At 58.5% G+C, this 24,988-nt stretch carries 21 protein-coding genes; 11 read left to right on the forward strand and 10 right to left on the reverse strand.

Annotated features, from left to right (window positions below):
* Positions 1–383: 383 nt before the first annotated feature.
* Together J7400_RS16910 and J7400_RS16915 are read right to left on the reverse strand one after the other, a co-directional pair.
* Positions 384–1,721, reverse strand: coding sequence for a glycosyltransferase N-terminal domain-containing protein (locus tag J7400_RS16910; protein WP_209065270.1), 1,338 nt, complete (start codon positions 1,719–1,721; stop codon positions 384–386).
* Positions 1,718–3,019 carry a glycosyltransferase N-terminal domain-containing protein gene (locus J7400_RS16915; RefSeq protein WP_209065271.1) on the reverse strand — a complete coding sequence of 434 codons (1,302 nt, stop codon included), beginning with the start codon at positions 3,017–3,019 and terminating at the stop codon, positions 1,718–1,720. The genes J7400_RS16910 and J7400_RS16915 overlap by 4 nt, the downstream gene beginning before the upstream one ends.
* 475 nt (positions 3,020–3,494) lie before the next feature.
* Here J7400_RS16915 and J7400_RS16920 point away from each other — a divergent pair, with 475 nt between their 5' ends.
* Positions 3,495–5,942 (forward strand): response regulator, encoded by a 2,448-nt coding sequence (locus tag J7400_RS16920; RefSeq protein ID WP_209065272.1) that lies wholly within the window; start codon positions 3,495–3,497, stop codon positions 5,940–5,942.
* Between the two features lie 90 nt (positions 5,943–6,032).
* Here the strand turns inward: J7400_RS16920 and J7400_RS16925 are convergent, their stop codons facing one another.
* The 3 genes from J7400_RS16925 to J7400_RS16935 are packed head-to-tail and all read right to left on the reverse strand — an operon-like array spanning position 6,033 to position 9,593.
* On the reverse strand, positions 6,033–7,199 hold the full coding sequence (locus J7400_RS16925; RefSeq protein ID WP_209065273.1) for a M20 aminoacylase family protein: 1,167 nt from the start codon (positions 7,197–7,199) through the stop codon (positions 6,033–6,035).
* Between the two features lie 26 nt (positions 7,200–7,225).
* Positions 7,226–8,389, reverse strand: coding sequence for a M20 aminoacylase family protein (locus J7400_RS16930; RefSeq protein WP_209065274.1), 1,164 nt, complete (start codon positions 8,387–8,389; stop codon positions 7,226–7,228).
* Between the two features lie 25 nt (positions 8,390–8,414).
* Positions 8,415–9,593, reverse strand: a complete 1,179-nt coding sequence (locus J7400_RS16935) for a M20 aminoacylase family protein (RefSeq protein WP_209065275.1) — start codon at positions 9,591–9,593, stop codon at positions 8,415–8,417.
* A gap of 186 nt (positions 9,594–9,779) precedes the next feature.
* Between J7400_RS16935 and J7400_RS16940 the strand changes: the two genes are divergently transcribed.
* The 3 genes from J7400_RS16940 to J7400_RS16950 are packed head-to-tail and all read left to right on the forward strand — an operon-like array spanning position 9,780 to position 13,983.
* Positions 9,780–11,552, forward strand: a complete 1,773-nt coding sequence (locus J7400_RS16940; RefSeq protein WP_209065276.1) for an ATP-binding protein — start codon at positions 9,780–9,782, stop codon at positions 11,550–11,552.
* Positions 11,549–12,796, forward strand: coding sequence for a sigma-54 dependent transcriptional regulator (locus tag J7400_RS16945; RefSeq protein ID WP_209065277.1), 1,248 nt, complete (start codon positions 11,549–11,551; stop codon positions 12,794–12,796). Before J7400_RS16940 ends, J7400_RS16945 begins: the two co-directional genes overlap by 4 nt.
* A complete protein-coding gene (locus J7400_RS16950; RefSeq protein ID WP_247738883.1) occupies positions 12,793–13,983 on the forward strand; it encodes an MFS transporter in 1,191 nt (396 codons plus the stop codon). Before J7400_RS16945 ends, J7400_RS16950 begins: the two co-directional genes overlap by 4 nt.
* 41 nt (positions 13,984–14,024) lie before the next feature.
* Here J7400_RS16950 and J7400_RS16955 read toward each other — a convergent pair whose 3' ends face one another.
* Positions 14,025–15,626, reverse strand: coding sequence for a BCCT family transporter (locus J7400_RS16955; RefSeq protein ID WP_209065278.1), 1,602 nt, complete (start codon positions 15,624–15,626; stop codon positions 14,025–14,027).
* Between the two features lie 322 nt (positions 15,627–15,948).
* Here J7400_RS16955 and J7400_RS16960 point away from each other — a divergent pair, with 322 nt between their 5' ends.
* Positions 15,949–17,448, forward strand: coding sequence for a BCCT family transporter (locus J7400_RS16960; protein WP_209065279.1), 1,500 nt, complete (start codon positions 15,949–15,951; stop codon positions 17,446–17,448).
* A 263-nt stretch (positions 17,449–17,711) separates the two neighbouring features.
* Here J7400_RS16960 and J7400_RS16965 read toward each other — a convergent pair whose 3' ends face one another.
* Positions 17,712–18,173: an Lrp/AsnC family transcriptional regulator gene (locus tag J7400_RS16965; RefSeq protein WP_209065420.1), complete on the reverse strand. Its 462-nt coding sequence runs from the start codon at positions 18,171–18,173 to the stop codon at positions 17,712–17,714.
* 141 nt (positions 18,174–18,314) lie between these two features.
* Between J7400_RS16965 and J7400_RS16970 the strand changes: the two genes are divergently transcribed.
* The 5 genes from J7400_RS16970 to J7400_RS16990 all read left to right on the forward strand — a co-directional run bounded on the left by J7400_RS16970 (position 18,315) and on the right by J7400_RS16990 (position 22,501).
* Positions 18,315–18,638 carry a DUF2849 domain-containing protein gene (locus tag J7400_RS16970; RefSeq protein ID WP_209065280.1) on the forward strand — a complete coding sequence of 108 codons (324 nt, stop codon included), beginning with the start codon at positions 18,315–18,317 and terminating at the stop codon, positions 18,636–18,638.
* A gap of 37 nt (positions 18,639–18,675) precedes the next feature.
* Positions 18,676–20,343 (forward strand): nitrite/sulfite reductase, encoded by a 1,668-nt coding sequence (locus J7400_RS16975; protein ID WP_209065281.1) that lies wholly within the window; start codon positions 18,676–18,678, stop codon positions 20,341–20,343.
* On the forward strand, positions 20,333–21,130 hold the full coding sequence (locus tag J7400_RS16980) for a phosphoadenylyl-sulfate reductase (protein WP_209065282.1): 798 nt from the start codon (positions 20,333–20,335) through the stop codon (positions 21,128–21,130). Before J7400_RS16975 ends, J7400_RS16980 begins: the two co-directional genes overlap by 11 nt.
* Positions 21,127–21,534, forward strand: a complete 408-nt coding sequence (locus tag J7400_RS16985) for a DUF934 domain-containing protein (protein ID WP_209065283.1) — start codon at positions 21,127–21,129, stop codon at positions 21,532–21,534. Before J7400_RS16980 ends, J7400_RS16985 begins: the two co-directional genes overlap by 4 nt.
* A gap of 118 nt (positions 21,535–21,652) precedes the next feature.
* Entirely contained in the window at positions 21,653–22,501 is an 849-nt protein-coding gene (locus J7400_RS16990; protein WP_209065421.1) for a ferredoxin--NADP reductase, read from the forward strand.
* 52 nt (positions 22,502–22,553) lie between these two features.
* Here J7400_RS16990 and J7400_RS16995 read toward each other — a convergent pair whose 3' ends face one another.
* The gene (locus J7400_RS16995) at positions 22,554–22,922 is read right to left on the reverse strand and encodes a hypothetical protein (protein WP_209065284.1); all 369 of its coding nucleotides are present in this window, start codon (positions 22,920–22,922) and stop codon (positions 22,554–22,556) included.
* 195 nt (positions 22,923–23,117) lie between these two features.
* Here J7400_RS16995 and infC point away from each other — a divergent pair, with 195 nt between their 5' ends.
* Positions 23,118–23,663: a translation initiation factor IF-3 gene (infC, locus tag J7400_RS17000; RefSeq protein ID WP_209065422.1), complete on the forward strand. Its 546-nt coding sequence runs from the start codon at positions 23,118–23,120 to the stop codon at positions 23,661–23,663.
* Positions 23,664–23,722: 59 nt separating this feature from the next.
* Here the strand turns inward: infC and J7400_RS17005 are convergent, their stop codons facing one another.
* Together J7400_RS17005 and J7400_RS17010 are read right to left on the reverse strand one after the other, a co-directional pair.
* Positions 23,723–24,118, reverse strand: coding sequence for a hypothetical protein (locus J7400_RS17005; RefSeq protein ID WP_209065285.1), 396 nt, complete (start codon positions 24,116–24,118; stop codon positions 23,723–23,725).
* 72 nt (positions 24,119–24,190) lie between these two features.
* Entirely contained in the window at positions 24,191–24,979 is a 789-nt protein-coding gene (locus tag J7400_RS17010) for a xanthine dehydrogenase family protein subunit M (protein ID WP_209065286.1), read from the reverse strand.
* Between the last annotated feature and the right edge of the window lie 9 nt (positions 24,980–24,988).

Below are 24,988 nucleotides of genomic sequence, written 5' to 3' on the forward strand. Positions count from 1 at the left end.
GAAAAACTTCCTAGCGCAACCCGCTGATACTGCTCAATATTTCCAGAACTTCCCAACCCAGAGCCTCGCTCCCTGCCAGTCCGTCCCGCCGTTGTGCGCCTCAGCGCCGCCGGTGAAGGGGGTTCTAGTGCTGGTACGGATGAGTCGCAAGCGCTTTTTGACAGGAAAATGAAAAAAACTGCCCCGCTGCATGTTTTTTTCGCAAAAGCCCTATTTTTAAAGGGTTTGGGGAAGTGAAAAAATTGGAGCAGCAGCCTTTGACGCTGAGAACGGGGCTTTCTCGAAGCTGAAACCGCCCGTTTTGCCTTGTAAAACCATCACACCCGTCGACTCGCCCTGCCCGAGACGTGAAAAAGGGGCGCATCATGCGCCCCTTGATATGTTCAGTCAGACTTTTTGCTTTGTGAGATCAACACCTGATCCATCGCCTGCAATGTACGCTCACTGGCGCCACGGTGTTCGGCCATGAATATCGCGGCCTCTTTGAGCGGGGCCTCTCTTGGGGGCCAGAGCGCAGCCGCCATCGCTTCCGGTGTGTCAAAGCTTTTGGCCACACCAGCCGCTTCGGCCTCCGCAAAGGGGAATTCGATGGGCCAGGTTTCCGGGCCTGTGATCGGAGGTTTGCCAACTGCTAGCGGCTCAATGATGTTATGCGCGCCTGCCGGAGTGAAGCCGCCGCCCACGATGACCTGATCGGCCAGACCGAGATAGAAGTACATTTCGCCAAAGCTGTCGCCCAGCAGGACATCGGGCATATCCGCCAAGGCCTCTCCAAATACAGCCAGCCCCGCTGTGCCTGCCTCAGCCACCTGACTGCGCGCGCGGACAGAAAGCCCTGCGTCTTGCAGCATCCGGCCAACCGCCTCAAAGCGTTCGGCCGCACGTGGCACATAGACAAAGAGCGGCGCCGGGGCGCTGTCATTGGCGGCAGCGGCGCGCAACGACAGGATCATATCCCGGAAGATCTCTTCTTCGCCCGTGACGCCTGATGCAATGGTGATCACCTGACGGCCATCCGCGGTGAGCTGAGGACGAACCTGCGCCGCTGCATCAAGCAAGACCTGTGGAATGGGTTGATCAAACCGCAGCTCGCCCGTGACCGTGATGTTCTGCACCCCGACAGAGGCAAAGCGCGCGCGCTGGATCTCTGATTTGACAAAGGCACCGGCCACGCTGGCAATCACACGTTGCCGCAAACGCAGGCCCTTGCCGTCTTTGGCAAAGGCCCCTGACGTATATTGGGAGTTACACAGATAAAGCGGCACACCGGCGCGGCGCGCACTTGCGATCATCGCAGGCCAGATCTCCACCTCCAGCGTAAGACCAAAGCGCGGGCGGCAAGCCCGGTAAAACCGATGCAGGCACCAGTGCATGTCCAAGGGCACCCACAGCACCGCGAGACGACCCTCGGCAATCTCCTTGGCAAACTGGCGCTCACTCTCTTCGCGCCCCGCAGGGGTGAAGTTGGTGAGGATGACCTTATCGCCACGCGCCAGTGCGAGCCGGATCATACCAAGGGCGGAGCGCACTTCGCCAAGGCTCACCGCATGAAACCAGATCGCATCCTGCGGCAGCGCGCGCACGTAAAAGCCGAAGCGCTCTTTGACATGGCGCAGATACCGCGGGTCTTTGCGCCCGCGCATATAGAGATAGATCATCAGAAGCGGCAGCAAAGGCACCCAAAGCAGCCGGTAAAACAGATTGAAAAGCATCAGGATCATGGCGCAGCCCTTAGCAGCGCAAGCAAATCGCGGGCAAGAGGCGTGAGACCTTCGCGTGCGCGCACGACCAAAGCCTCCGCTTTCTGCCGCACCTGCGCTGCATCTCCGGTCTTGTCCAGATTGGCGAGGACATCGGCAATCTGAACGGCCGCATCAGCCCCCGCGCATTCTGTAGCAAGACCCACCTGCGCCAGATCAGCATAGTCTTGTCTGAAATTGCTGGTATTGGCGCCGTGCAAGACCGCGCATCCCTGCCCGATCGCCTCCCAGGGGTTATGCCCGCCCACATCGCCCGCAGAGCCGCCGACAAAGGCGAGGCCCGCCAGACGGTACCAAAGGCCCAATTCCCCGAATGTGTCTGCCATATAGACCGGATCTGCCGCCGATGGTGTCGCACCTGTGCTGCGCAGCGTATAAGACAATCCGGCGTCGGCCAGTGCCTCGCCAATCTCTGCGCGGCGGTCAGGCACACGCGGGGCCAGTATAAGGAGTGCGGAGGGCTCAGCGCGCAAAAGCTCTTGATGCGCCGCAATCACCAGCGCCTCATCCTCTTTATGTGTTGAGGCCGCAACCCAGATTTTCCGGCCTTCGGTCTGAGCCTTCACAGCGTTCAAGGCCGCCGCATCCACCAAAAGTGGCTCAGCCGCCGGTTTGAGCGATCCCATTTGGCGGGGCGCTTGCGCCCCCAGATCGCGCAGGCGCGCCACGCTGTCTGCATCCTGTCCGGCGACCAGATCAAACAGCCGCATCAGATCCCCAAATGCAGGGCGAAACCGGGCGCGGCTTTTGTGGCCCGCTTCCGTGATCCGCGCATTGATATAGGCCAGCGGAATGCCACGGCGCGCTGTGTCGCAAATCGCACCGGGCCAGAGATCTTGCTCCGACCAGATCGACAGATCCGGTTGCCAGTGATCAAGAAAAGCCGCCACAAACCGGGGGCCGTCCAGTGGCAGAAACTGGTGGATGGTATTGGCCGGAAGGTTCGCCCCCATCACCTGCCCCGAGCTGCGCGCGGTCGACGTCACCAGGAAAGAGACATTGGGTGCCTGCCGTGTCATCTCCTTAAGCAAGGGACGCAAGGCCAGCACTTCGCCCAATCCCACCGCATGCAACCAGATCAGCGTGCCTTCGGGGCGCGACACGGAGCTTTGCCCCAGTTTTTCCGGACTGCGTACGGGATCATCTTTGCCTTTTGCCACGCGCTTGGCGACCACGCGACGCATCAAGGGCTGCAAGAGTGGGCGCAGCGCAAGGTAGCTGCGCAATTGCCATCCGAGAACAAGCGGGTGTTGCGTCAAGAAGAGGTCCCTTTTTGTGCGGCCCGCCCAAGCGCGGCGACAGGCTCCTCTATACACAGATCGGCCCTGTTTGCCACGCCCCCCAGGCATGCCCAGAGGGTGCGCGCCGGTTCACAGGAGACCGCCTCAGCGCTTTACAGGAAAGACACCGCTCCGGCAGCCTCGTCCCTGATCTCGACAATGCCTGCCGGGTTTTCTTCAGAAAAGTCTATGCAAACTATATCTTTATCTTGCCTCAACGGAAGCTTGGACCCATAAATATTGCTAGAGCCGTGTGTCTCGATAAACTTAAAATACTGTAAAACAATAATTTTTCTCGACAGGTTAGATTGAGCAAAGTTTTCGCCATCCAACGTCACACAACCCTGATGACATCCGGCCCGCTCAGCGGCGTATGTATATTAAGCCCCCCTTAACGTGCCTCGTGCAGACTCAATAAGCCCCCCTGCGGCCGGACAAAAGGACCGGAATACGAATGCAACTGACCGCCCATTTGCGTAGGATTTTAACCCCTGTTTTTCGACGCGCCTATCTTCCGTCCTTCGTTGCTGTGCTGGTCGTCTCCTCCTTTGCGCTCTACGCAGATTATCAAAACAACAAGATTGCCCTTCAGGAACAGCGCAACCTCGCGTCCAGTGAAACCAGCCGCCTGCGGGCACAGATCGAGGGCGAAGTCAGCGCCCGTATTCAGCTTGTACGCGGCATTGTCGCGGCTTTCTCAGATGACCTGGACATGTCTCAGGAGCGCTACAGCGCCCTGATGAGCCGCATCACAGGCGGCACCATGGAATTCATCAACATTGCCGCTGCCCCCGATCTGATCATCAACCGGGTCTATCCTCTGGAGAGCAACCGCCCCGCCCTAGGGTTGAATTACCATGAGAATGAGGCGCGCAGGCGCGTTGCGTATCAGGTACGAGACACCGGTAAGATGGCCATCGCCGGCCCCCTCGATTTGGTGCAAGGCGGCGTCGGGTTGATCGCCCGCTTGCCGGTTTGGGATGAGCGCGGCGGCGAGCGCCGCTTCTGGGGTCTGATCGCCGCCGTGATCGATGCCGAACATCTTTATGAGAGCGCCGGCCTACGCGATCCCGATCTGACACTGGATATCGCCCTGATCGGCAAGAACGGCAAAGGCGCTGAAGGAGAGCTTTTCTTCGGCAATCCCGAGGTGCTGAACGACGACCCCATTTTAATGGACATACAGCTGCCCAATGGCACCTGGCAAATCGCGACCCGCCCGAAAAACGGCTGGATCAAATATGCCGAAGATATGGTGGGCGTGCGCCTGTTCTTTTTGGGAGCATTGCTGCTTGTCCTCACCCCGACCATTGCCGCCGCGCGCCTGTCAGAGCAGCGCCGCGCGATGATCGTGAAACTGCAAAAACGCGACGAGGAACTCGAGCGTCTCTCGCTGGTTGCCAAACACGCCTCCGACAGCGTGCTGCTGTCTGATCCAACCGGCAAAATCATCTGGGTGAACGACGGCTTCACACGGATGACCGGTTACGCCTTTGACGACGCCGTAGGCCGCCACGCAGGCCAGCTGCTCAACGCCAAAGAAACCGACCCCTACACAATCGAAACGATCAAACGCCACCAGAAGCGGGGCGAGCGCTTTCACACCGAAATCCTCAACCGCACCAAATCCGGCAAGCTCATCTGGGTGGACACCAATATCTTCCCCGTACTGGATGAAGACGGCAAGGTGGTCATGAGCATCGGTATTGAGCGAGAGATCACAGAAACCAAGCGCTATGAAGCCGAACTGGCCGAAGCCAAACGCGCCGCAGAAACCGCGGATCGCGCGAAATCCGAATTCCTCGCCAATATGAGCCACGAAATCCGCACACCGATGAACGCGATCATCGGCATGTCCGAACTGCTCTCAGAATCTCCGCTGTCCAGCGAAGACAAGCAAAATGTGACCACGATCCGCGAGTCCGGCCACGCGCTGCTTAAGATCATCAACGACATTCTGGATCTCTCCCGTCTTGAGTCCGGCAAACTCGACGTCTGCGAGGTTGATTTTGATCTGCACCGCTGCATCGACAGCGTGGCCGATCTGCTGCGCCACAAGGCCGAGCAAAAAGGCCTCTTCCTGACGGTTGAATACAAAGAGGGTGTCCCCCAAAAGCTGCGCGCCGATGACGGCCGCCTGCGCCAGATCTTGATGAATCTGATCGGCAACGCCGTGAAATTCACCAGCGAAGGTGGCGTGCGGGTTGTTGTCAGCCGCCAACCGGGCACCGAATTTGGCATCTCCATTGACGTCATCGACACCGGCATCGGCATCTCACCAGAGCAGGCACGCCATGTCTTTGACCGTTTTTCCCAAGCCGACGCCGCGATCACCCGATCCTTTGGCGGCACCGGTCTTGGCCTCACCATCTCGACCATGCTCGCGCGGCGTATGGGCGGCGACATTCGCTTGTGTGAAAAATACAAGCAGGGCGCCTGCTTCTCCGCCACCATCATGGGCAAGGCCCCCATCGGTGAAACAGAAACCGAGGTTGAGCATCTCAAATTCGCGCCGGAGCATCTATATGGCACCCGCATTCTTCTGGCAGAAGACAACAAAACCAATCGCCTGCTGATCCGCAAATATCTCGCGGATTACCCACTGGAGTTAGTCGAGGTCGAAAACGGTGTCGAAGCTGTGGAATATTGCAAACTCGACAGCCCTGATCTGGTGCTGATGGACATGTCGATGCCTGAGCTGGACGGCCTTCAAGCCACGCGCATCATCCGGGAACTGCCGATCAAGCAGCCACCCATTATTGCGCTTACGGCCAACGCTTTTGCCAGCGACAAACAGGCCTGTCTTGAGGCGGGGATGGATATGTTCCTGTCAAAACCGATCAACAAGACCCATCTGTTGCACACGCTTTCAGCACATCTGGAACAACGGCTGGCGTCTTAAAACCTGCAGTTCCTTTGAAGGCTTTGCGGCGCGCATGGGATAAGCGCCACATCAAAAAGGCCGCGCCTTACAGCGCGGCCTTCTGTTTGCTTAAGCGGCTGGCATCCGCTTCTCAACGATCTCTGCCCACCAGCTACAGCCTGCCGGGATGGCTTCATCATTGAAGTTGTATTCCGGATGGTGCACCGCCGCGCCGCCTTCGCCGTTGCCCACAAGGATATAGGCACCGGGGCGCTCTTCCAGCATATAGGCAAAGTCTTCGCCGCCCATCACCAGCGGGGCTTCCTCACATTGGCCGGAAATGGATTTCGCCACCTCTGCGGCAAATTCGGTCTGCACTTCGGAATTCACCATCACCGGATAGCCACGGTGATAGGTCACATCCGCTGTACCGCCAAAGGTTCCGGCCATACCTGCGCAAATCGCTTTGATCCGCTGCTCCGCAAGATCGCGCATGTCTGCGCTCATGGTGCGCACGGTGCCTTTGATCTGCACTTTCTGCGGGATCACGTTGAAGGCTTTGGAGCTGGTTTCGAAGCTGGTGACAGACACCACCACTTGTTCCACCGGGTTGGCGTTGCGGCTTGCGATGGTCTGCAGCGCCACCACCGCCTGCGCCGCCATTACGGTTGTGTCCACAGTCTCCTGAGGTTTGGCCGCGTGACCACCCTTGCCCTCGAAGGTGATGTCAAACTGGTCAGTCGCCGCAAAGAAGGATCCGGGACGGATTGCAAAGCTGCCAAGCGGCATGCCCGGCCAGTTGTGCATGCCGTAAACTTCCTGGATGCCCCAGCGGTCCATCATACCGTCATCACACATTTCTTTGCCGCCGCCGCCGCCTTCTTCGGCGGGCTGGAAAATCACAACCACGGTGCCGTCAAAGTTGCGGGTCTCGCTAAGGTATTTGGCCGCGCCAAGCAGCATCGCGGTGTGGCCATCGTGGCCGCAAGCATGCATCGCGCCCGGCGTCTTGGAGGCATAGTCCAGACCGGTCTGTTCATGGATCGGCAGCGCATCCATATCTGCACGCAGGCCAATCACCTTGCCGGATCCGGTTTCCTTGCCTTTGATCACACCGACAACGCCGGTGCGGCCAATGCCTGTGACAACCTCATCGCAGCCAAAAGCTTCAAGCTTCTCGGCCACAAGCGCGCTGGTGCGGTGGGTTTCAAACAGGATTTCCGGGTTTTCATGCAGATCACGTCGCCATGCGGTGATTTCATCATGCAACTCTGCAAAACGGTTCTTGGTTGGCATCTCGTTTCCTCGCTGTAACTCTTGCCTTAGGCCGCTGGCATGCGGCGCTCGATCACTTCCGACAGAAAGCTGCTCCCGTAAGGGATCGCATCGTCGTCAAAATTATATTCCGGATGGTGCAGGGACGCGCTGTCCCCATTGCCGATCATGATGAAGGCACCGGGCCGGGCCTGCAACATGTAGGAGAAGTCCTCCCCCCCCATGCTGATATCCGCGAGATTGCAGCTGCCGGAGATCGCGGTGACCACATCTTCGGCAAAAGCCGCCTGCTCTTCTGCATTGATCGTCGCAGGCGTAATGCGTTGATAATCCAGCGTAGCATTGCCGCCAAAGCTCTCAGCCACCTGCGCCACGATCTCTTCAATGCGCGCCTGCACCATATCCTGCGTCTGCGGCACAAACGTGCGCACCGTGCCCTTCAGCGTGGCGGTGTGCGGGATCACATTATAGACATCGGATCCGGTCTGAAACGACGTCACCGAGACCACCGCGCGCTCCACTGGATCGACATTGCGACTGACGATGGATTGCAGCGCCATATGCACCTGCGTGCCGATCAATGTCGGATCCACCGTGTCCTGAGGGTGCGCCGCATGGCCGCCTCTGCCTTCGATATGGATGGTGAAGAAATCCACCGCCGCAAGCAGCGGCCCTTTGCGCACGCCAAACTCTCCCACGGCCATGCCGGGCTGGTTGTGCATGCCGTAGACTTCCTGAATGTTCCAACGGTCCATCATGCCGTCTTCAACCATAGCCAAGGCGCCATTGCCGCCTTCTTCGGCGGGCTGAAAGATCAGTGCAACAGCACCATCAAAGTTGCGGGTCTCGCTCAGATACTTGGCAGCGCCCAGCAGCATGGCGGTGTGGCCGTCATGTCCGCAGGCATGCATCGCCCCTTCATGGGTTGACGCATATTCCAGCCCGGTCTGCTCCTGCATCGGCAGCGCATCCATGTCTGCGCGCAGGCCAATCACCTTGCCGGACGCATTGGTCTTGCCCTTGATAATGCCCACTACACCCGTACGCCCCACACCGCTGACCACCTCGTCACAGCCAAACTCCCGCAGCTTGTCCGCCACAAGCGCCGCCGTGCGGTGGGTTTCATAAAGCACCTCGGGATGGGCATGAATGTCACGCCGCCATTCAGTGATCTCGGCATGCAGCTCAGCAAAACGGTTCTTAATAGGCATTTGTGTGTAATTCCTGATCGGGTCTTTATACGTCTGTTACGGGCATCCGGCGCTCAATCATCTCGGCATACCAGCTGCTGCCAAAGGGGATCGCCTCATCTTCAAAGTTATAGGCCGGATGGTGACATTGCGCGCTGTCGCCATTGCCAAGGTGAATATAAGCCCCGGGGCGCTCCTCCAGCATGAAGGAGAAATCCTCCGCAGGCATGATCGGATCCACATCCGGGTCCACATTGGCCTCCCCCGCCACCGCCTGCGCAGCTTCAATCGCAAAGGCGGTCTCCGCCTCGTGGTTCACGGTGACCGGATAGCCATTCTCCCAGGTCACTTCTGCAGTGGCACCAAAGGCCAGCGCCGTATGGGTCGCCACCTCCCGGATACGCTGCTCCACCAAAGCACGGTTGTCGTTGTCCAGCGTGCGCACCGTGCCCTTCATGCGCACCTTATGCGCAATCACATTGGAGGCATTGCTGTCGGTCTCAAGTGTGCCTACCGTCAGCACCACCCGTTCAATCGGCTTCACATTGCGCGCCACAATCGACTGAAGCGACACGAGAATCTGCGCTGCAACCAATGTGGTGTCCACCGCCGCATCAGGTTCCGCCGCATGACCGCCCTTGCCGGTCACCTCGATCTCAAACTCATCCGCAGAGGCCATCAGCGCACCGGGCCGGATGGCAAACTGGCCCACCGCCAGCCCCGGCGCATTGTGCATGCCATAGACCTCCTGAATGTTCCAACGGTCCATCATCCCGTCATCACACATCTCTTTGCCGCCACCGCCGCCTTCTTCGGCGGGCTGGAAAATCATCACCGCCGTGCCGTCAAAATTGCGCGTCTCCGCAAGGTATTTCGCCGCCCCCAAAAGCATCGCCGTATGTCCGTCATGGCCGCAGGCATGCATCTTGCCCGGCACCGTAGAAGCATAGTCCAGCCCGGTGATCTCCTCGATCGGCAGCGCATCCATATCCGCACGCAGTCCGACAACACGCCCCTTGGTGTCCGTGCGACCCTTGATCACCGCCACCACGCCAGTACGGCCAATCCCCGGCGTGATCTCATCGACGCCAAATTCCTTCAGCCGCGCCTCCACAAAGGCCGCTGTCTCTTGCACATCAAACATCAGCTCCGGATGAGCATGCAAATGCCGGCGCCAGCCGGTGATCTCTTCCTGCATCTCTGCAAAGCGGTTCTTGATCGGCATCCCCTGCGCGCTCCTTACGTCATCCCCATGTGCTGATCCGCAGAGACTGAACGATTGTTCATTCCAGAGCAAGGGGGCACGTCAAAATTCTCCCACGCATCGCGCAACCCTCGCCCGCACACCGCGACACATGCCCAAATTCACGACGACTCGCAGCCCCTCGGCAAAATCGCTAGGGTCACGCACATGCGTACCTGGATCCGCCACCGCGCGGCGATTCTGATAATCTTCCTGCTCACCGTGCTCGCTGTGGCCGGTGGGGTCTGGCGCTATGGCTATGGTCAGGCGCTGGAACAGCTGGCTCGCCGGGGCGAGGCCGATCTGGCTTTGGGCGCTGATCGCTTGACCGCACAGCTTAAGCGATATCAAGAGCTTGCCGTGCTGATGGCAGAGCATCCGACCCTACTGACCCTGGCCAACAACCCGGCCATCACCACAGCCCAACGCGGCCATGCCCTCCTGCTGGAGGCCGCGGACAAAACCGCCGCGCTGGATCTCATCTACGCCCGTGCGGACGGCACCATTCTTGCCACTGCACAGGAGAGTGCCCCGCCCCCCAACGCGCTGTCTGAAACACCCTATTTCAGGCGCGCCCTTCAGGGCGCATTGGGCGCTCACCACGAAGTCGACCTGCGTTTTGACCGCCGCGCCTTTTACTACTCTGTTCCAAGCTTTTCCTCAGATGGCACGGTCAGCGCCGTGCTCACAGTGGTGGTCGATGTGGAAGATGTCGAAGGCAACTGGCGCGGCGACGGCCCCACCGTGTTCTTTATCGACGATCTGGATGAGGTCTTCATTTCCAACCGCTCCGAGCTGGTGTTCTGGAAACGCTCCTCCGATGGGCAAAGTCTGATCCCACCGCAGGGAAACGCCCCGACCTTCAGATCCTACACGCGCGCCGGGTTTGAAATCTGGCAACTGGACTGGGGGCCTTATATCCCAGCGCGCGGGCTGCACATCGTGCAGGATCTGCCGGTGATCGATATGGTGGCCGAAGCCATCGTCGACGTCAGCCTCGCACGCCGCATCGCCGGGCTGCAGGCAGGCACCATCGCCGCGATCTTTATGATCTTTGGCCTGATCCTCCTGCAGGTTCTGGAACGCCGCCGGGTTCTGACAGAGGCCAATGCCGAACTGGAAAACCGCGTCACCCTGCGCACTCAGGCGCTCAGCGCCACAAACGAGGCTTTGCGCCGCGAAATCACCGAGCGCGAGGAAGCCGAAGCCGCGCTCAAAAAGGCGCAGGCCGATCTCGTGCAAGCCGGAAAGCTCTCTGCCCTTGGCCAGATGAGTGCAGGCATCAGCCACGAACTCAACCAGCCGCTTATGGCGATCCAGACCTTTGCCGAAAATGGCACCCGCTTTCTGGAACGGGACAACAGCGGCAAAGCAGGCGAAAACCTCACACGTATCTCTCAGATGGCCACACGCATGGCTCGCATCATCAAAAACCTGCGTGCCTTTGCCCGCAATGAAAACGAACCAACAGGCCGCATTGATCTGGCCGCTGTCATCACGCAGGCCGTTGAGCTGACAGAGCCGCGCCTGCTGCAGGACGACATCACCCTCAACTGGTCACCGGACGCGCTCAAGACCCCGGTATATGTGCGCGGCGGCGAGGTGCGTTTGGGGCAGGTCTTTGTCAACCTCATCACCAACGCTGCTGACGCCATGGCCAACCGCCCCACCCGTCAGATCGACATCACCATTCAATCCACCCCGCGCCTCTGTGTGCTGATCCGCGACACCGGGCCAGGGATTGACGCGCCCGACAAGATTTTTGACCCGTTTTACACCACCAAAGAAGTTGGCTCTTCTGAGGGTATGGGCCTCGGCCTCTCTATCAGCTACGGATTGGTCCAGAGCTTTGGCGGCAACATCCGGGGCAGCAATCACCCGGAAGGCGGCGCGCTCTTCACCGTTGAATTGGAACGCTGGCCACAGGAGAGCGCCGCATGACCTCCCCCCTGCCCGAGGCTCCCACGCCGGTCCTCGTCGTGGACGACGATCCGGTGGTGCGCGAAGCGCTCACGCAAACGCTTGAACTTGAAGACTTTCCCGTGATTGCGGCAGGCTCCTTTGTCGAAGCCAAAGATCACATCACCGCACAGTTCACCGGCGTGATCCTGTCTGACATGCGCATGCCGGGGCGGGATGGCTTTCACCTTCTGAATTTCGCCAAAGACGCTGACGCTGAACTGCCGGTGATCCTGCTCACAGGCGAAGGCGACATTCCCATGGCCGTAAAAGCCATGACGCAGGGGGCATTTGGCTTTCTGGAAAAACCCTGCGCGCCAACAGAGCTTGTGGCTGTGATCAACCGCGCACAAAAGGCCCGGGCCATGGCGCTGGAAAACCGCCGTCTGAAAGCCCAGCTTGAAACCGGAGACGCTGCCGCGCGCTGGATTTTTGGTGTCTCCGAGCAATCTGAGAGCCTGCGCCGTCGGGTGCGTTCCGTTGCGCGCATCCCAGCCGAAGTTCTGGTCAGCGGCCCGCCCGGCGCGGGCATCTCCAAAGTGGCCGAAGTGGTGCACCTTTGCTCCCCCTTCAGCAAAGGCCCCTTTGGCAAACACACCACCATCGACATGGATGTGGCGCGCTTTGAGCAGGCGGTCGAGCACGCCGCAGGCGGCAGTCTGTTTCTAGATGAAATTCAGGCCATGCCGATGCAAACCCAGTTTGCGCTGCTGTCGCTTTTGGAAACCGAGGATCATCCCCGCCTGATTTTTGGCAGCGCTGCGGATCTGTCAGAAGCTGTGCAAGAGGCGCGCCTGCATGCCGATCTCTTTTACCGATTGGACGCGCTGCAGGTCCGCATCCCCGCGCTGTCTGAACGCCCCGAGGACATTCCGGTGATGTTCCGACAATACGTTGCTCAGGCCGCCGAACAGGCAGGTGTCACCGCCCCCGAGGTCACGCCTGAAGTGATCTCCGGCCTCATGGCCCAGGACTGGCCCGGCAATGCCCGCGCGCTGATGAGTGTTGCCATGCGCTTTGTGCTGGGCCTGCCCGGCGAAAAAACTCAAAGCGCCTCGCTTGGTCTTGCCGAGCAGATGGCACAGGTGGAACGCTCTCTGCTGGCCGAAGCCCTGCGCAAACATCAGGGCCGCGCCGCCGCAGCAGCCGAGACCCTCAAGCTGCCGCGCAAAACCATGTATGACAAACTCGCCAAATACGGCCTCAAGCCAGACACATTCCGATGACTTCTGAACATATCGCGCCAGTCACCGCACCTTCGGACGCCCCCGCCCCTGCAGATCTGACGCGGCAAAGCGCATGGCGCGCCATCGCCGCGATGTTCGCCCTCAACGGCGGGCTCTTTGGCATCTGGGCCTCGCGCATCCCGGCCTTTAAGACAGCCCATGATTTGTCCCACGCCGAGCTGGGCGGCCTTCTGCTCTTGCTCGCCGGTGGCGCGATCTGCTCCTTCCCGATCGCCGGTCGTCTGGCCGACACCTACGGCGCCGCAGCGGTGACCCGCGCCATCGCAGCAGCAAAACTGATCTTCTTCGTTGCGCTTGCCGCATCCCCCAGCATCTGGTTTCTCGCCCCTGCGCTCTTTCTTTTCGGGGCCGCGCACGGCGCGATGGATGTCACCATGAACGCCTGGGGCGCTGAGGTGGAACGCTGGGCCAAACGCCCGCAAATGTCGTCTTATCATGCCATGTGGAGCCTCGGTGCCGGGCTGGGCGCGGCCAGCGGTTACGGCGCGATCAGCCTTGAAATTGCGCCGCTCTGGCATTTCATCGCCATCGGCGGTACATGGACAGCCCTTATGCTCTGGATCGGTCAGATCCCGTGGACTTCCCCCACCAACCGCAGCAACCCGGCACCGGTGTTCTCCCTGCCCACCGGTCCTCTGGTGCTTGTGGGCCTGCTGGCACTTGGCGCCTCCATGGGCGAAGGGGCGATTGCGGATTGGAGCGCGGTTTATCTGGTCGACATCGGCAACGCGCCGGAAAACTGGGCCGCCATGGGCTATGCGCTGTTCTCTGCCGCCATGGTCGCCATGCGCCTCGCCGGAGACCAGATCACCCGCCATGTGCCCCCCGTCACCGCCGCCCGCATCAGCGGCTTTGTCGCCGCCATCGGCGCGCTGCTCACCGTGCTTTACCCGGTGCCCGCCGTCATGCTCACCGGCTTTGTCCTAATGGGCCTAGGCTATGCGCTGATCTTCCCGCTGGCCTTCAGCCGCGCCGCCAACGACCCCGTTGTGCCGCCGGGCAAAGCCCTCGCCGGCACCGCCACCTTCGGCTATGGCGGCATGCTGCTTGGCCCGCCGCTGATCGGGTTCATCGCCAATGCCACATCTCTTAGGGTGTCTTTTGCCGTGCTTGCCGGCCTTGCGCTCATGATCGCGGTGCTCGCCAGCGCCCTGCGTCGCACCTAAACGCTAGGGGCGCGCCAACAAAGACGCGCCCGCAGCTTATCTTACATCTTGGCGCGCTCCGCCTTCAGTGCCAGCCACAGACAATAGCACATCATCAGCACCACCAGCGTGAACGGGATCCCCGTGGACACCGCCGCCCCCTGCAGCGCGGCCAACCCACCGCCCAGCAAAAGCGCAATCGCCACAAGACCTTCCAGCGTGCACCAGAACACCCGCTGCACCACCGGCGCATCCATCTTCCCGCCTGCGGTGATCGTATCAATCACCAGCGAACCGGAGTCTGACGAGGTCACAAAGAAGATCACGATCAGCACCAGCGAAATCGGCGCCACCACCGAATAAAGCGGCAGCTCCTTGAGGAAACCAAACAGCGCGCCCTCAGGCTTATAGGCGTCAATCACGGTCGCCTTCACGCCTTCCGCACCACCGGCGTTCAGCATGTCAATCGCCGCGCCACCAAAGGTGGACATCCACAGCGCACAAACCGCCGTCGGCGCAATCAGGGCACAGAGCACAAACTCACGCACGGTCCGCCCCTTGGAAATGCGCGCAATGAACATCCCCACAAACGGCGACCACGCGATCCACCAGGCCCAATAGAACGTCGTCCAACCATGGAAGAAGCTCGTATCTTCCCGCCCAAACGGGTTTGAGAGCGCCGGAAGCATCGCCACATAATCCGTCATCACAGAGAAATACCGCCCAATCGCCGTGCCCACGCCCGTGACCAAAATCACAAAGACAAACAAGGCCACCGCCATAATCATGTTGATCTCTGACAGGCGCTTCACCCCGGCATCCATGCCCATCAAAACCGATCCCAGTGCAATCACCGTGATCCCGATGATCAACAGCACCACAACCGTGTTGGTAGGCTCAATGCCAAACACCTCATTCAATCCGGCGGCCACCTGCTGCGCACCCAGACCAAGCGACGTGGTCAGGCCAAACAGCGTGGCAAAAACCGCCAGAATATCAATGGTGTGGCCCCACCAGCCCCAGACGCGATCCCCCAAAATCGGATAAAACGCAGAGCGCAGTGTCAGCGGCAGATCAAGGTTGTAACAGAAAATCGCCAGCGACAGCCCCACCGCGGCATAGACCGCCCAGGCCTCAAGCCCCCAGTGGTGAATGGTGCCCACAACGCCGATATATTCATTGCCCGGCAAGCTGGCATCCACATTCAGTGGCCGCGCACCGCCGCCTTCGGAAAAGTTATAATAGACCGGTTCAAGCACGCCAAAAAACAGCAGGCCAATCCCGATGCCTGCGGCAAACATCATCGCGATCCAGCCCGCATAGGAATAATCCGGCCGCGCATCTTTGCCGCCAATCCGCACAGAGCCAACCGGCAGCACAACAAGCGCAAGCACAAACAGCGTGATCGCATTCACAGAAAGAACAAGAAACCAATCAAAGGTGCTGGTCAGCCACGGCCTGAGCCATCCAAAGAACGCCGCAGAGGCTTCCTGATTGGCCAGCGAGATCAGCACAAACGCACAGATCAATATACTAGAAATAAGAAATACAGGATTGTGTATATCAAGTCCGAATGGCCTGATGTTGTCCTGCCCGAGCTCGTATTCCGTTTCGAAATCCCAGACTCTTGGGTCCGGATCGAGCATTTTTTTGGTCTCAGACATAGTCTACCCCTTTTGCACGAAGTCCAGTGATCCAAGCGTTGCACAACATTAGGGCACCTGTCTAATTTATTAATCTTTTACTAACTTTTGAAATTTTACTTCACATATTCACTTTTTTCACTATGACACAGCGCCAGAAGCCATTGGCGAGACCGCCTGACTTTTGGCTACAAACGAACGAAGACGCATAAGGGCAGACACTTCTCCCTTGCGCACCGGACCGGCACTTTCACCACCAAAGTAGGCTTTGTTAGGAGCAGGCTATGAGGATCAACCGCACGACAGAACACATCGCTTGCCCTGAGATGTTGGAGGGCAAACCGTGACACGTTCGCAGCTCACCCTTGCAACCTCCTGCACCTTGATCACAGCGATCGGCGCTTGGGGTGTCGTGGACCCGGACAGCCTCGTACGTCTGGCTTCCACAGTGGTTGCCAAATACTTTGAGAGCCGCGGCTGGTTTGTCATGCTCTCTGTCTCCGGCATGTTGCTCCTGTGTATCTGGCTGGCCTTCTCCAGATTTGGAGACATCCGCCTTGGAGCCGATGATGATCGGCCGGAGTTTTCCACACCCTCTTGGATTGCCATGCTCTTTGCGGCGGGCATGGGGGTGGGCTTGCTGTTCTGGGCCGTTGCCGAACCCCTGACCCATTTTGCCTTTGCCCAAAGTTTCATGGAACAGCCCTACGCCGCCCAGCAGGCTCTGCTGGCCACAAATTTCCACTGGGGCATCCATGCCTGGGCGATTTACGGCACCACTGCGCTCACCATCGCCTATTTCACCTTTCGCAAAGGGGCCCCGATGCTGGTCAGCGGCCCGATTGAAACGCTCTTCCCAAACGAAACATGGGCAAAGCTAGTTGGGGGCCTCTCTGATTTCATGGCGATTGTTGCCATTGCCATTGGCGTGGGCGGCTCCATCGCCATGGGTGTGTTTCAGGTGGCGGACGGCATCGACGTGATGATGGGCGGTGACAAAGCCGCCACATGGCTGGTGGCCGCCGTCTTTGTGGTGATGGTCGCCGCCTACTTGCCGCCCCTGCTCGTGGATCTTGGCACCGGCATGGCACGTCTCTCCAACACCGCCATGATCATTGCCATCGCGTTGGTGCTCTACACCGTCATTCTCGGCCCCACGGAATTTTTGCTCAATTCCATTCTCAACGGCTTTGGCGAGTATATTTTTGCCGCCATCCCCCGTGGCTTTGAAACCCTCACCTTCTTTGGCGACGATCTCGGGACATGGTTTCAGGATTGGACCCTCACCTATATGGTCTGGTGGATCGCTTGGGGGCCTTTTGTCGGCGTCTTTATTGCCCGCATCTCCAAAGGCCGCACCATTCGCGAGTTTGTGCTGGGCGTGCTGATTGGCCCAACCGTGTTCTCAGTGATCTGGTTTGGCGCTTTTGGCGGCATTGGTCTGTTTGACACATTACATGGCAGCGGGGATCTGCTCCTGATGGCAGAGACCAATGTGGAACGTGTCACCTTTGGCCTGCTGGAGCGCCTGCCCCTGCCAACACTGACCACCATCGCCACCATTCTGGCGGCCTTCCTCTTCATCGTCACCAGCGTGGTGAGCGCGGCTTTTGTGCTCGGCACATTCTCAACCGGCGGCGATCCCGATCCAAGCCCGAAGGTCCGCTTGGTCTGGGGCGTGCTGCTCGGCCTGCTGGGCGCGGCGATGATCCTGTCGGGGTCTGTGGATGCGATCAAAAAACTGATCGCTATTGGCGCCCTGCCCTTTGTCTTTGTCTGTGTCCTGCTCTGCGTCTGTTTGATCCGGGGCCTGCGTCAGGAGGTGCATCATGCTGATCGGTGATCTGCTCAACACAGTTCTCAACCTCTCAACCTTCGCCTTCATCGGCGCAATGATCTGGTTGCTCATGCGCCCTTAGACGTGCCGGAAAACAGGCCGATCTGGTCCAATTCGGGTCAGATCGGCTGCGGTCTAAATCTTACAGCATCGACCGTTGCGGTAAGGTGCAAATGCGCGAAATTGCACTGTCGCGATACAGCCGCAATACCGACGCGATACAGACACGCCTGCAGGCGGGTTTGCAAAAAACGGCCAAATCTTACCGCTCAGAGCGGTAGCATGCTCGTGGATTTGATTTCTTCCATAGATAACAAGGCGGTCACGTTGTGAACCTTCACCTCTGAGATCAAAGCTTGATAAAAAATGTCGTAAGCGCGCGCATTCTGCACCTGCACTTTAAGGATATAGTCTATGTCCCCCGCCAGCCGATGCGCTTCCAGCACCTCTGGCCGCTCTCTCAAAGCTTTCAGGAATTTGGCCTGCCAATCGGCCTCATGTTCGCTGGTGCGGATCAGAACAAAGAAACAGGCATCAAAACCAAGGGCTTCGGCATCAAGGAGAACGGTTTGCTGGCGAATGACCCCGCCTTCGCGCAATTTCCGGATCCGGTTCCACACCGGAGTCTTCGAAGAGCCCACACGTTTGGCAATTTCATCGAGAGATTGCGCTGCGTCCCGTTGCAACTCCCCAAGAATTTTCTTATCCATGTCGTCAATGCGCAACGCCATTCCATTTCCCCTCAGTTTTTGGAACATCGGCGCAGATCCCCGCTGACACCGAAACGCACGTTTCTATTTTCGCCAGTATCTGGCGGTTGAGGGGGAATATTTCCTATATATGGATCAAAGTCAAACACCGGAGTCGGACAAATGCCCCGCGCATTCACACCCAAAGTCATCACCGCCAACGCCCTGTTGGAAGGCGACGTGATTTACTTCACAGCCGAAGACAATTGGTCACGTGATTTGACCGAAGCAGAGTTACTAACTGATGAAGCCCACGCACAATTGCGTCTTCTTGAGGCTTCTCAACAGGTTAGCGAAGTCGTAGGCGCCTATTTGGCGGATGCGGTTGAAGGGGAAAACGGTCCTGAGCCAACCCATTTCCGTGAAGAATTCCGCCGCACCGGCCCGTCAAACTACTTCCACGGCAAACAGGCAGACGCCGCAAACCAGGATGGTCAGGCCGTCTGATCGGCCTCTCCTGAGACAAACGCGAAAAGGTCCACCCATGTATCAATACAACGACTTTGACAAAGCCTTCCTGGCCGAGCGCAATCGTCAGTTCCGTGCACAGGTAGAGCGCCGCATCGCCGGCAATCTGACCGAGGATGAATTCAAGCCTCTGCGCCTGATGAACGGCCTCTATCTTCAGCTGCACGCCTACATGCTGCGCGTCGCCATCCCTTATGGCACCCTCAGCTCCGCACAGATGGACACGCTAGCGCTGCTCGCAGAGAAATGGGACAAAGGCTACGGCCACTTCACCACCCGCCAGAACATCCAATACAACTGGCCAAAACTCAAAGACGTACCTGATATGCTGGACGCTTTGGGCGAAGTTGGCATGCACGCCATCCAGACCTCTGGCAACACCATCCGCAACGTGACCGCAGACCATTTTGCGGGCGCAGCAGCAGACGAGCTGGAAGATCCACGCCCGGTGGCGGAACTGATCCGTCAGTGGTCCACCGATCACCCTGAATTCCAGTTCATGGGTCGCAAGTTCAAAATCGCCGTGAGCGCTGGCGAAGCTGATCGTGCCGTTTTGAAGGCGCACGATCTGGCTGTACGCATCGTGAAAAACGACGCTGGTGAAACAGGTTACCAAGTGCTGGTTGGCGGCGGTCTCGGCCGGACACCTATGGTTGGCAAAGTTCTCAACGATTTCCTGCCCCGCGAAGACCTGCTGCCTTACATCGAGGCAACCGTGTCCGTCTGGAACCAGATCGGTCGCCGCGACAACAAATACAAAGCCCGCATCAAGATCACTGTGCATGAAACCGGCCTGGATGAATTCCGTGCCAAGGTTGAGGAACGCTATGAAAGCGTGCGTCCAACCTTCTCGGGCGTCGATCAGGACCTGTTTGCAGACATCAAGGCGCATTTTGCACCACCTGCCTTCCGCAACGCGCCGGTCGCAGAGTTCGAAGCGGCTTACGACGCCAACCCGATGTTCCGCAGCTGGGTCGACACAAACCTGACCGAGCACCGCGCGCCGGGCTACACCATTGTCACGGTTTCGCTGAAAAAGCAGGGCAAGACCCCGGGCGACGCAACCGCAGGGCAAATGCGTGTGCTGGCGCAGATCGCGCGTGATTATGGACATGACGAGCTGCGTATCAGCCACGAGCAGAACGTGATCCTGCCACACGTGCACAAATCCGATCTGCCAGCGATCTACGCGGCGCTTCGTGAGGCGGAGCTGCACACGGCCAACATCGGCTTGGTCAGCGATATCATCGCCTGCCCCGGCATGGACTACTGTGCGCTGGCAACCGCGCGTTCGATCCCTGTGGCTCAGCAAATCGCAACCCGCTTTGAAGAGCTGAAGCTTGAGCACGACATCGGCCACCTACAGATCAAGATCTCGGGCTGCATCAACGCTTGTGGTCACCACCACGTGGGCCACATCGGCATCCTCGGTCTCGACCGCGCCGGTGTTGAGAACTACCAGATCACACTCGGTGGCGATGCAACCTGGACGGCCTCAATCGGTGAGCGTGCCGGCCCCGGTTTTGCCTACGATGAAATCGTGCCTGCAATCGAGCGCCTTGTGAAAGGCTATCTGGAGCTGCGCGAAGGTCCGGAAGAGACCTTCCTGGAAGCGTACCGCCGCCTCGGCCTCGCGCCGTTCAAGGCTCACCTCTACCCAGAGGCGCAGGCGAATGCAGCATAATGGCCTCACGCCACTGACCTCGCCTCTGACCACCGGGAAAGCCCCGGGGTCAGAGCGCGTGGATCCGCTACAGGCAAAGGTGGATGCGCTGAACGCGCGTTATCGCCATCACTCTGCGACGGCGGTGATGGAAGCGGCATTGAAGGATCCGCAAGCCGGGAAACTGGCAATGGTGTCTTCCTTTGGCGCAGAATCCGCTGTGCTGCTGCACATGGCTGCCGTTGTGGACCGCAAGATTCCCGTGCTCTTTGTGGACACGGAAATGCTCTTTGCGGAGACACTTGTCTACCAGCAGGATTTGGCAGAGCAGCTGCGTCTGGAAAATGTTCAGGTGATCCGCGCGAGCGACTCCACGCTGGCCGCAGAAGACCCGGTTGGCACATTGCACCAGCACGACACCGATGCCTGCTGTGCATTGCGCAAAACCCGCCCGCTGCAAAAAGCCCTGCGCGGTTATGATGGCTGGATCACGGGGCGCAAGCGCTTCCAGTCCGGCACCCGCGCGGCGCTTGAGTTCTTCGAAATCGAAGACTTCACAGGCCGCATCAAAGTCAACCCGCTCGCCCATTGGGCACCGGATGACGTGCGTGCCTATATGGAAGAAAACCGCCTGCCGCGCCACCCGCTTGTGGCCAAAGGCTACCCGTCCATCGGCTGTGCGCCTTGTACCTCGCCGGTGGCGGAAGGCGAAGACCCTCGCTCCGGCCGCTGGCGCGGTCAGGACAAAGAAGAATGTGGCATTCATTTTGTCGATGGCAAAATAGTGCGAACCGGAGAAAAAACATGACTGTGATCGTGACAGACAACGGCTTTGGCGCCGACGACTGGACCCTTGGTTTTGTGCCGCTGGATGAAGCCGCAAATGATGTGGCGGCACTTGACGTCCCTTCAGATACCGACCCGGCAGCTGTTATTGCGCAGCTCGCAGGCGTGAAGATGATCCGCGTGGATTTCCCAAGCTTTGCAGACGGCCGCGGCTTTACCATCGCCCGCCAACTGCGCTTGGCCGGCTACAATGGCCGCCTGCGCGCAAAAGGCCACGTTATTTCAGATCAATATGCCATGGCACGCCGCTGTGGCTTTGACGAGGTGGAAATCTCTGATGAGTTGTCCACCCGCCAGCCAGAAGAGGAATGGAAATTCCGCGCCAACTGGCAAGCCAACGACTACCAAGCCCGGATGCGCGGCTAAAGCGTGTCGAAGAAAGTGATGCGGCTTTGCGATATGTCAAAGCCGCATCGCTGATATACCTTCAAAACCCCACCAGAGATGTTAGATGAGGAGGCGTGGCAATCCCGCCTGTTTTGATATGACCGAGCAAACGCCTGTGACCGAAGAAAAATCCGTAAAAGTGCCCGCCCTTCCTGACGCGCAAACTGTGACAGAGGTGAAGCACTACACTGACCGCCTGTTCTCATTCCGCTGCACGCGCCCTGCGTCTCTGCGTTTCCGTTCGGGCGAATTTGTCATGATTGGCTTGATGGGCGATCCAGATCCCAAGACAGGCAAGCAAAAACCGCTTCTGCGCGCCTATTCCATCGCCTCCCCGGCGTGGGATGAGGAAATGGAGTTCTACTCCATCAAAGTGCAAGACGGCCCGCTGACCTCCAAGCTGCAGCACATCAAACCGGGTGATGAAATCATCCTGCGCCCCAAACCTGTTGGCACGCTCGTGCATGACGCCTTGCTGCCAGGCAAGCGCATCTGGTTCTTCGCAACCGGCACCGGTTTTGCACCGTTTGCTTCGCTGCTGCGCGAGCCGCAGACTTATGAAGATTACGATGAAGTCATCATCACCCACACCTGCCGCGAAGTTGGTGAGCTGACTTATGGTCGCGACCTCATCGAAAGCATCCGCAACGATGAGATGCTCGCAGAGCTGATGGGCGAAGACTTCCACAAGAAGATTCGCTATTACCCTACCACCACCCGCGAAGAGAGCCCAAAAATGGGCCGGATCACCGATCTGATCCGCTCCGGCGAGGTTTTTGAAGACCTGGGAATCGAACCTTTGAACCCAGAAACCGATCGCGCAATGATCTGCGGCAATTTGGCCTTCAACCTCGAACTCAAAGAGCTCTTCGAAGAAGCGGGTCTTGAGGAAGGTGCAAATTCCAAGCCCGCACAATATGTCGTGGAAAAAGCTTTCCTCGACTAAAGGCAAGAATTCATAACGAAACGCCCCCGATTGGGGGCGTTTTTTGTTTCACTCAGTAGCCTAAGGCACCTTTGGCATTCTCCAGCGTCTGTTGGAGAAACTCAGGGTTTTCAAGAGAATCCACGAGCGTTGCTTTAAGCGCCGCCTTTTGCAAATCCCCCATGTCCGCTGCATCGATCAGCGCACAAACCTCTTTCAAATCAAAGCCTTCCGGTGTGAACAACGCCTCTAACGCACGTTCTTGAGTCTGCGGGCTTTCAGTATGTGGAGTGCTTTCGAGAGTCTCCGAAACTGGCTGCCCAGAGATCTCTGCAGCATTCGACACCGATGACGACGCTGCCGGGCTGACAGCATTCTGCCAGACAACATATGTCCCGAAAGCTGTGCTTAAAGCGAAGATGCTCCAGACAAGGCTTCTCATTACCACACTCCAAAAAACGGGGCGCCACCAAACCGAGTGCACCCCCTGCGCCATGCATCTCGTGATTGCCGCCCTCCTTCTCAAGGGGGAAAGGCGCGGGATTTGCATCACAGTCGCGGATTCGGCGGTTGTATCGCCGCGCAAGCGCGAATAAATTAGCCACTCATAGGTATTCACCATCGAAGGAACAAAACGATAGCCCGCAGACCTCATAACGCACCGCCACAGCGTGACACCGGACCTCGTATCAATGGGCGCATCCGCGCTCCCGAAATCCGCTTGATTGGCGCAGACGGCGAAAACGTCGGAGTCGTGCACCCGGCCAAAGCCATGACAATGGCCGAAGAAGCTGGTCTGGACCTTGTTGAGATCTCTCCAAATGCAAACCCTCCGGTTTGCAAGATCATGGATTTCGGCAAGTTCAAATATGAACAGCAGAAACGCGAATCCGAGGCGCGCAAAAAGCAGAAGACCATTGAGGTCAAAGAGGTGAAGTTCCGCCCGAACACAGACACGCATGACTATGACGTCAAGATGCGCAACGTGATCAAGTTCCTCGAAAAAGGCGACAAGGTGAAAGTCACCCTGCGCTTCCGTGGCCGTGAGATGGCCCACCAGAATCTCGGCCGTGAGCTTCTGGAGCGTGTGGCTGAAGACATCAAAGAATTGGGCAAAGTGGAAAACATGCCCAAGATGGAAGGTCGGCAAATGATCATGATGATCGGCCCAATCTCCAAGTAAGCCGAACGGTCATAACAAACGTTCAAGCCCCAGCCTTTGGCCGGGGCTTTTTCTTTGCCTCATGCAATGTCGCGCGCACCGCGCAGCCATTTGACCGCCTCTCTGACGTCAAAGCCCAGAGAAATGATGTTTACGATCAGAAGCACCGAAAGGACGCTGGCATAGGCACCGGTTGCTCCTTCCAGAAACGGCGGGCGTGTGAGCAAAATCACAACAAGCGGCACCCAGAATATCAAATGCGGAAAGGACAACGCCGCGGAGAAGCCACGCTCTTTGATCAGAATCGGCAGGTTCACCAGCATCCCCATAACAGAGAGCAAAGCGATCCATATGGCCGAGGGATGTGTGCCGAGAAAGAAAAGCGGGACCATGTTGATTGGCGCCAGAACCACGCACATCCAAATCCGCACCCACAGCGGCAGCCGCTGAAAACTGTTCCAAATATCGAGAATCATTTGTCGCCTTTCCAAAGCAAAGGGCGGCTGATCTAACAGCCGCCCTCCTATTTCTTAGAACTATAAGGCGCTCTAGGCCGCTGCTGCAACCGCGCGTCGTGTCAAAACACCTACGAGGTGCGCACGATATTCAGAAGTGCCATGCAAATCAGCAATCATGCCATCCGAACCCAGTTTCAGATCCGCAATGGCATCGGCTGAGAAATTGGCAGAAAGTGCTGCCTCTGCTTCTGTCCAACGGAACACACCTTCCTCTGACGCACCTGTCACGGCAACACGGACCCCATCAGCAAATTTCGCAACAAACACACCGACCAGCGCAAAGCGGGAAGCGGGTTGTTCGAATTTCTGATAGTTGGATCCCTCAGGCACGGGGAAGCGCACTTCGGTGACAATCTCGCCTTCCTCAAGCGCGGTCGTGAACATACCCTCAAAGTAGTCATCCGCGGCGATTTCACGACTGTTTGTCATGATCGTCGCACCACAGCCTAGAGCACCCGCCGGATAGCAGGCGGCAGGATCATTGTTGGCCAGAGAGCCACCAATGGTGCCGCGGGCACGCACCGCTGGATCACCGATGCCACCGGCAAGGCCCGCAAGCCCGGCAAACACATCCGAACTGCCCGCCACATCTGCGTGACAGGTGGCGCCACCGATGCAAACAGCCCCATCATCCGCAATGCAGACCCCCTGCATTTCACTGATGCCTTTGAGGCTCACCAGTTTACTCGGACTGGCCAAGCGCTGTTTCAGGGTGGGGATCAAAGTCTGTCCGCCTCCCAGAGCCTGCGCTTCTTCTGCTCCCAACGCAGCAACCGCATCCGCGATTGTGGAGGGCTTCTCAAAATCAAAATTATACATGATGTCTCC

It is taken from the genome of Shimia sp. R9_2 (assembly GCF_017743735.1).
GTDB lineage: Bacteria > Pseudomonadota > Alphaproteobacteria > Rhodobacterales > Rhodobacteraceae > Shimia.

What these genes read in the sequence shown, in the direction of transcription:
- J7400_RS16985 (WP_209065283.1), top strand. Translation starts at nt 21,127, where the DNA reads ATGACTGTGATCGTGACAGACAACGGCTTTGGCGCCGACGACTGGACC.
- J7400_RS17010 (WP_209065286.1), bottom strand. Translation starts at nt 24,979, where the DNA reads ATGTATAATTTTGATTTTGAGAAGCCCTCCACAATCGCGGATGCGGTT.
- J7400_RS16950 (WP_247738883.1), top strand. Translation starts at nt 12,793, where the DNA reads ATGACTTCTGAACATATCGCGCCAGTCACCGCACCTTCGGACGCCCCC.
- J7400_RS16925 (WP_209065273.1), bottom strand. Translation starts at nt 7,199, where the DNA reads ATGCCAACCAAGAACCGTTTTGCAGAGTTGCATGATGAAATCACCGCA.
- J7400_RS16995 (WP_209065284.1), bottom strand. Translation starts at nt 22,922, where the DNA reads ATGAGAAGCCTTGTCTGGAGCATCTTCGCTTTAAGCACAGCTTTCGGG.
- J7400_RS16980 (WP_209065282.1), top strand. Translation starts at nt 20,333, where the DNA reads ATGCAGCATAATGGCCTCACGCCACTGACCTCGCCTCTGACCACCGGG.
- J7400_RS16955 (WP_209065278.1), bottom strand. Translation starts at nt 15,626, where the DNA reads ATGTCTGAGACCAAAAAAATGCTCGATCCGGACCCAAGAGTCTGGGAT.
- J7400_RS16990 (WP_209065421.1), top strand. Translation starts at nt 21,653, where the DNA reads ATGACCGAGCAAACGCCTGTGACCGAAGAAAAATCCGTAAAAGTGCCC.
- J7400_RS16930 (WP_209065274.1), bottom strand. Translation starts at nt 8,389, where the DNA reads ATGCCTATTAAGAACCGTTTTGCTGAGCTGCATGCCGAGATCACTGAA.
- J7400_RS16970 (WP_209065280.1), top strand. Translation starts at nt 18,315, where the DNA reads ATGCCCCGCGCATTCACACCCAAAGTCATCACCGCCAACGCCCTGTTG.
- J7400_RS16975 (WP_209065281.1), top strand. Translation starts at nt 18,676, where the DNA reads ATGTATCAATACAACGACTTTGACAAAGCCTTCCTGGCCGAGCGCAAT.
- J7400_RS17005 (WP_209065285.1), bottom strand. Translation starts at nt 24,118, where the DNA reads ATGATTCTCGATATTTGGAACAGTTTTCAGCGGCTGCCGCTGTGGGTG.
- J7400_RS16920 (WP_209065272.1), top strand. Translation starts at nt 3,495, where the DNA reads ATGCAACTGACCGCCCATTTGCGTAGGATTTTAACCCCTGTTTTTCGA.
- J7400_RS16940 (WP_209065276.1), top strand. Translation starts at nt 9,780, where the DNA reads ATGCGTACCTGGATCCGCCACCGCGCGGCGATTCTGATAATCTTCCTG.
- J7400_RS16965 (WP_209065420.1), bottom strand. Translation starts at nt 18,173, where the DNA reads ATGGCGTTGCGCATTGACGACATGGATAAGAAAATTCTTGGGGAGTTG.
- J7400_RS16945 (WP_209065277.1), top strand. Translation starts at nt 11,549, where the DNA reads ATGACCTCCCCCCTGCCCGAGGCTCCCACGCCGGTCCTCGTCGTGGAC.
- J7400_RS16935 (WP_209065275.1), bottom strand. Translation starts at nt 9,593, where the DNA reads ATGCCGATCAAGAACCGCTTTGCAGAGATGCAGGAAGAGATCACCGGC.
- J7400_RS16910 (WP_209065270.1), bottom strand. Translation starts at nt 1,721, where the DNA reads ATGATCCTGATGCTTTTCAATCTGTTTTACCGGCTGCTTTGGGTGCCT.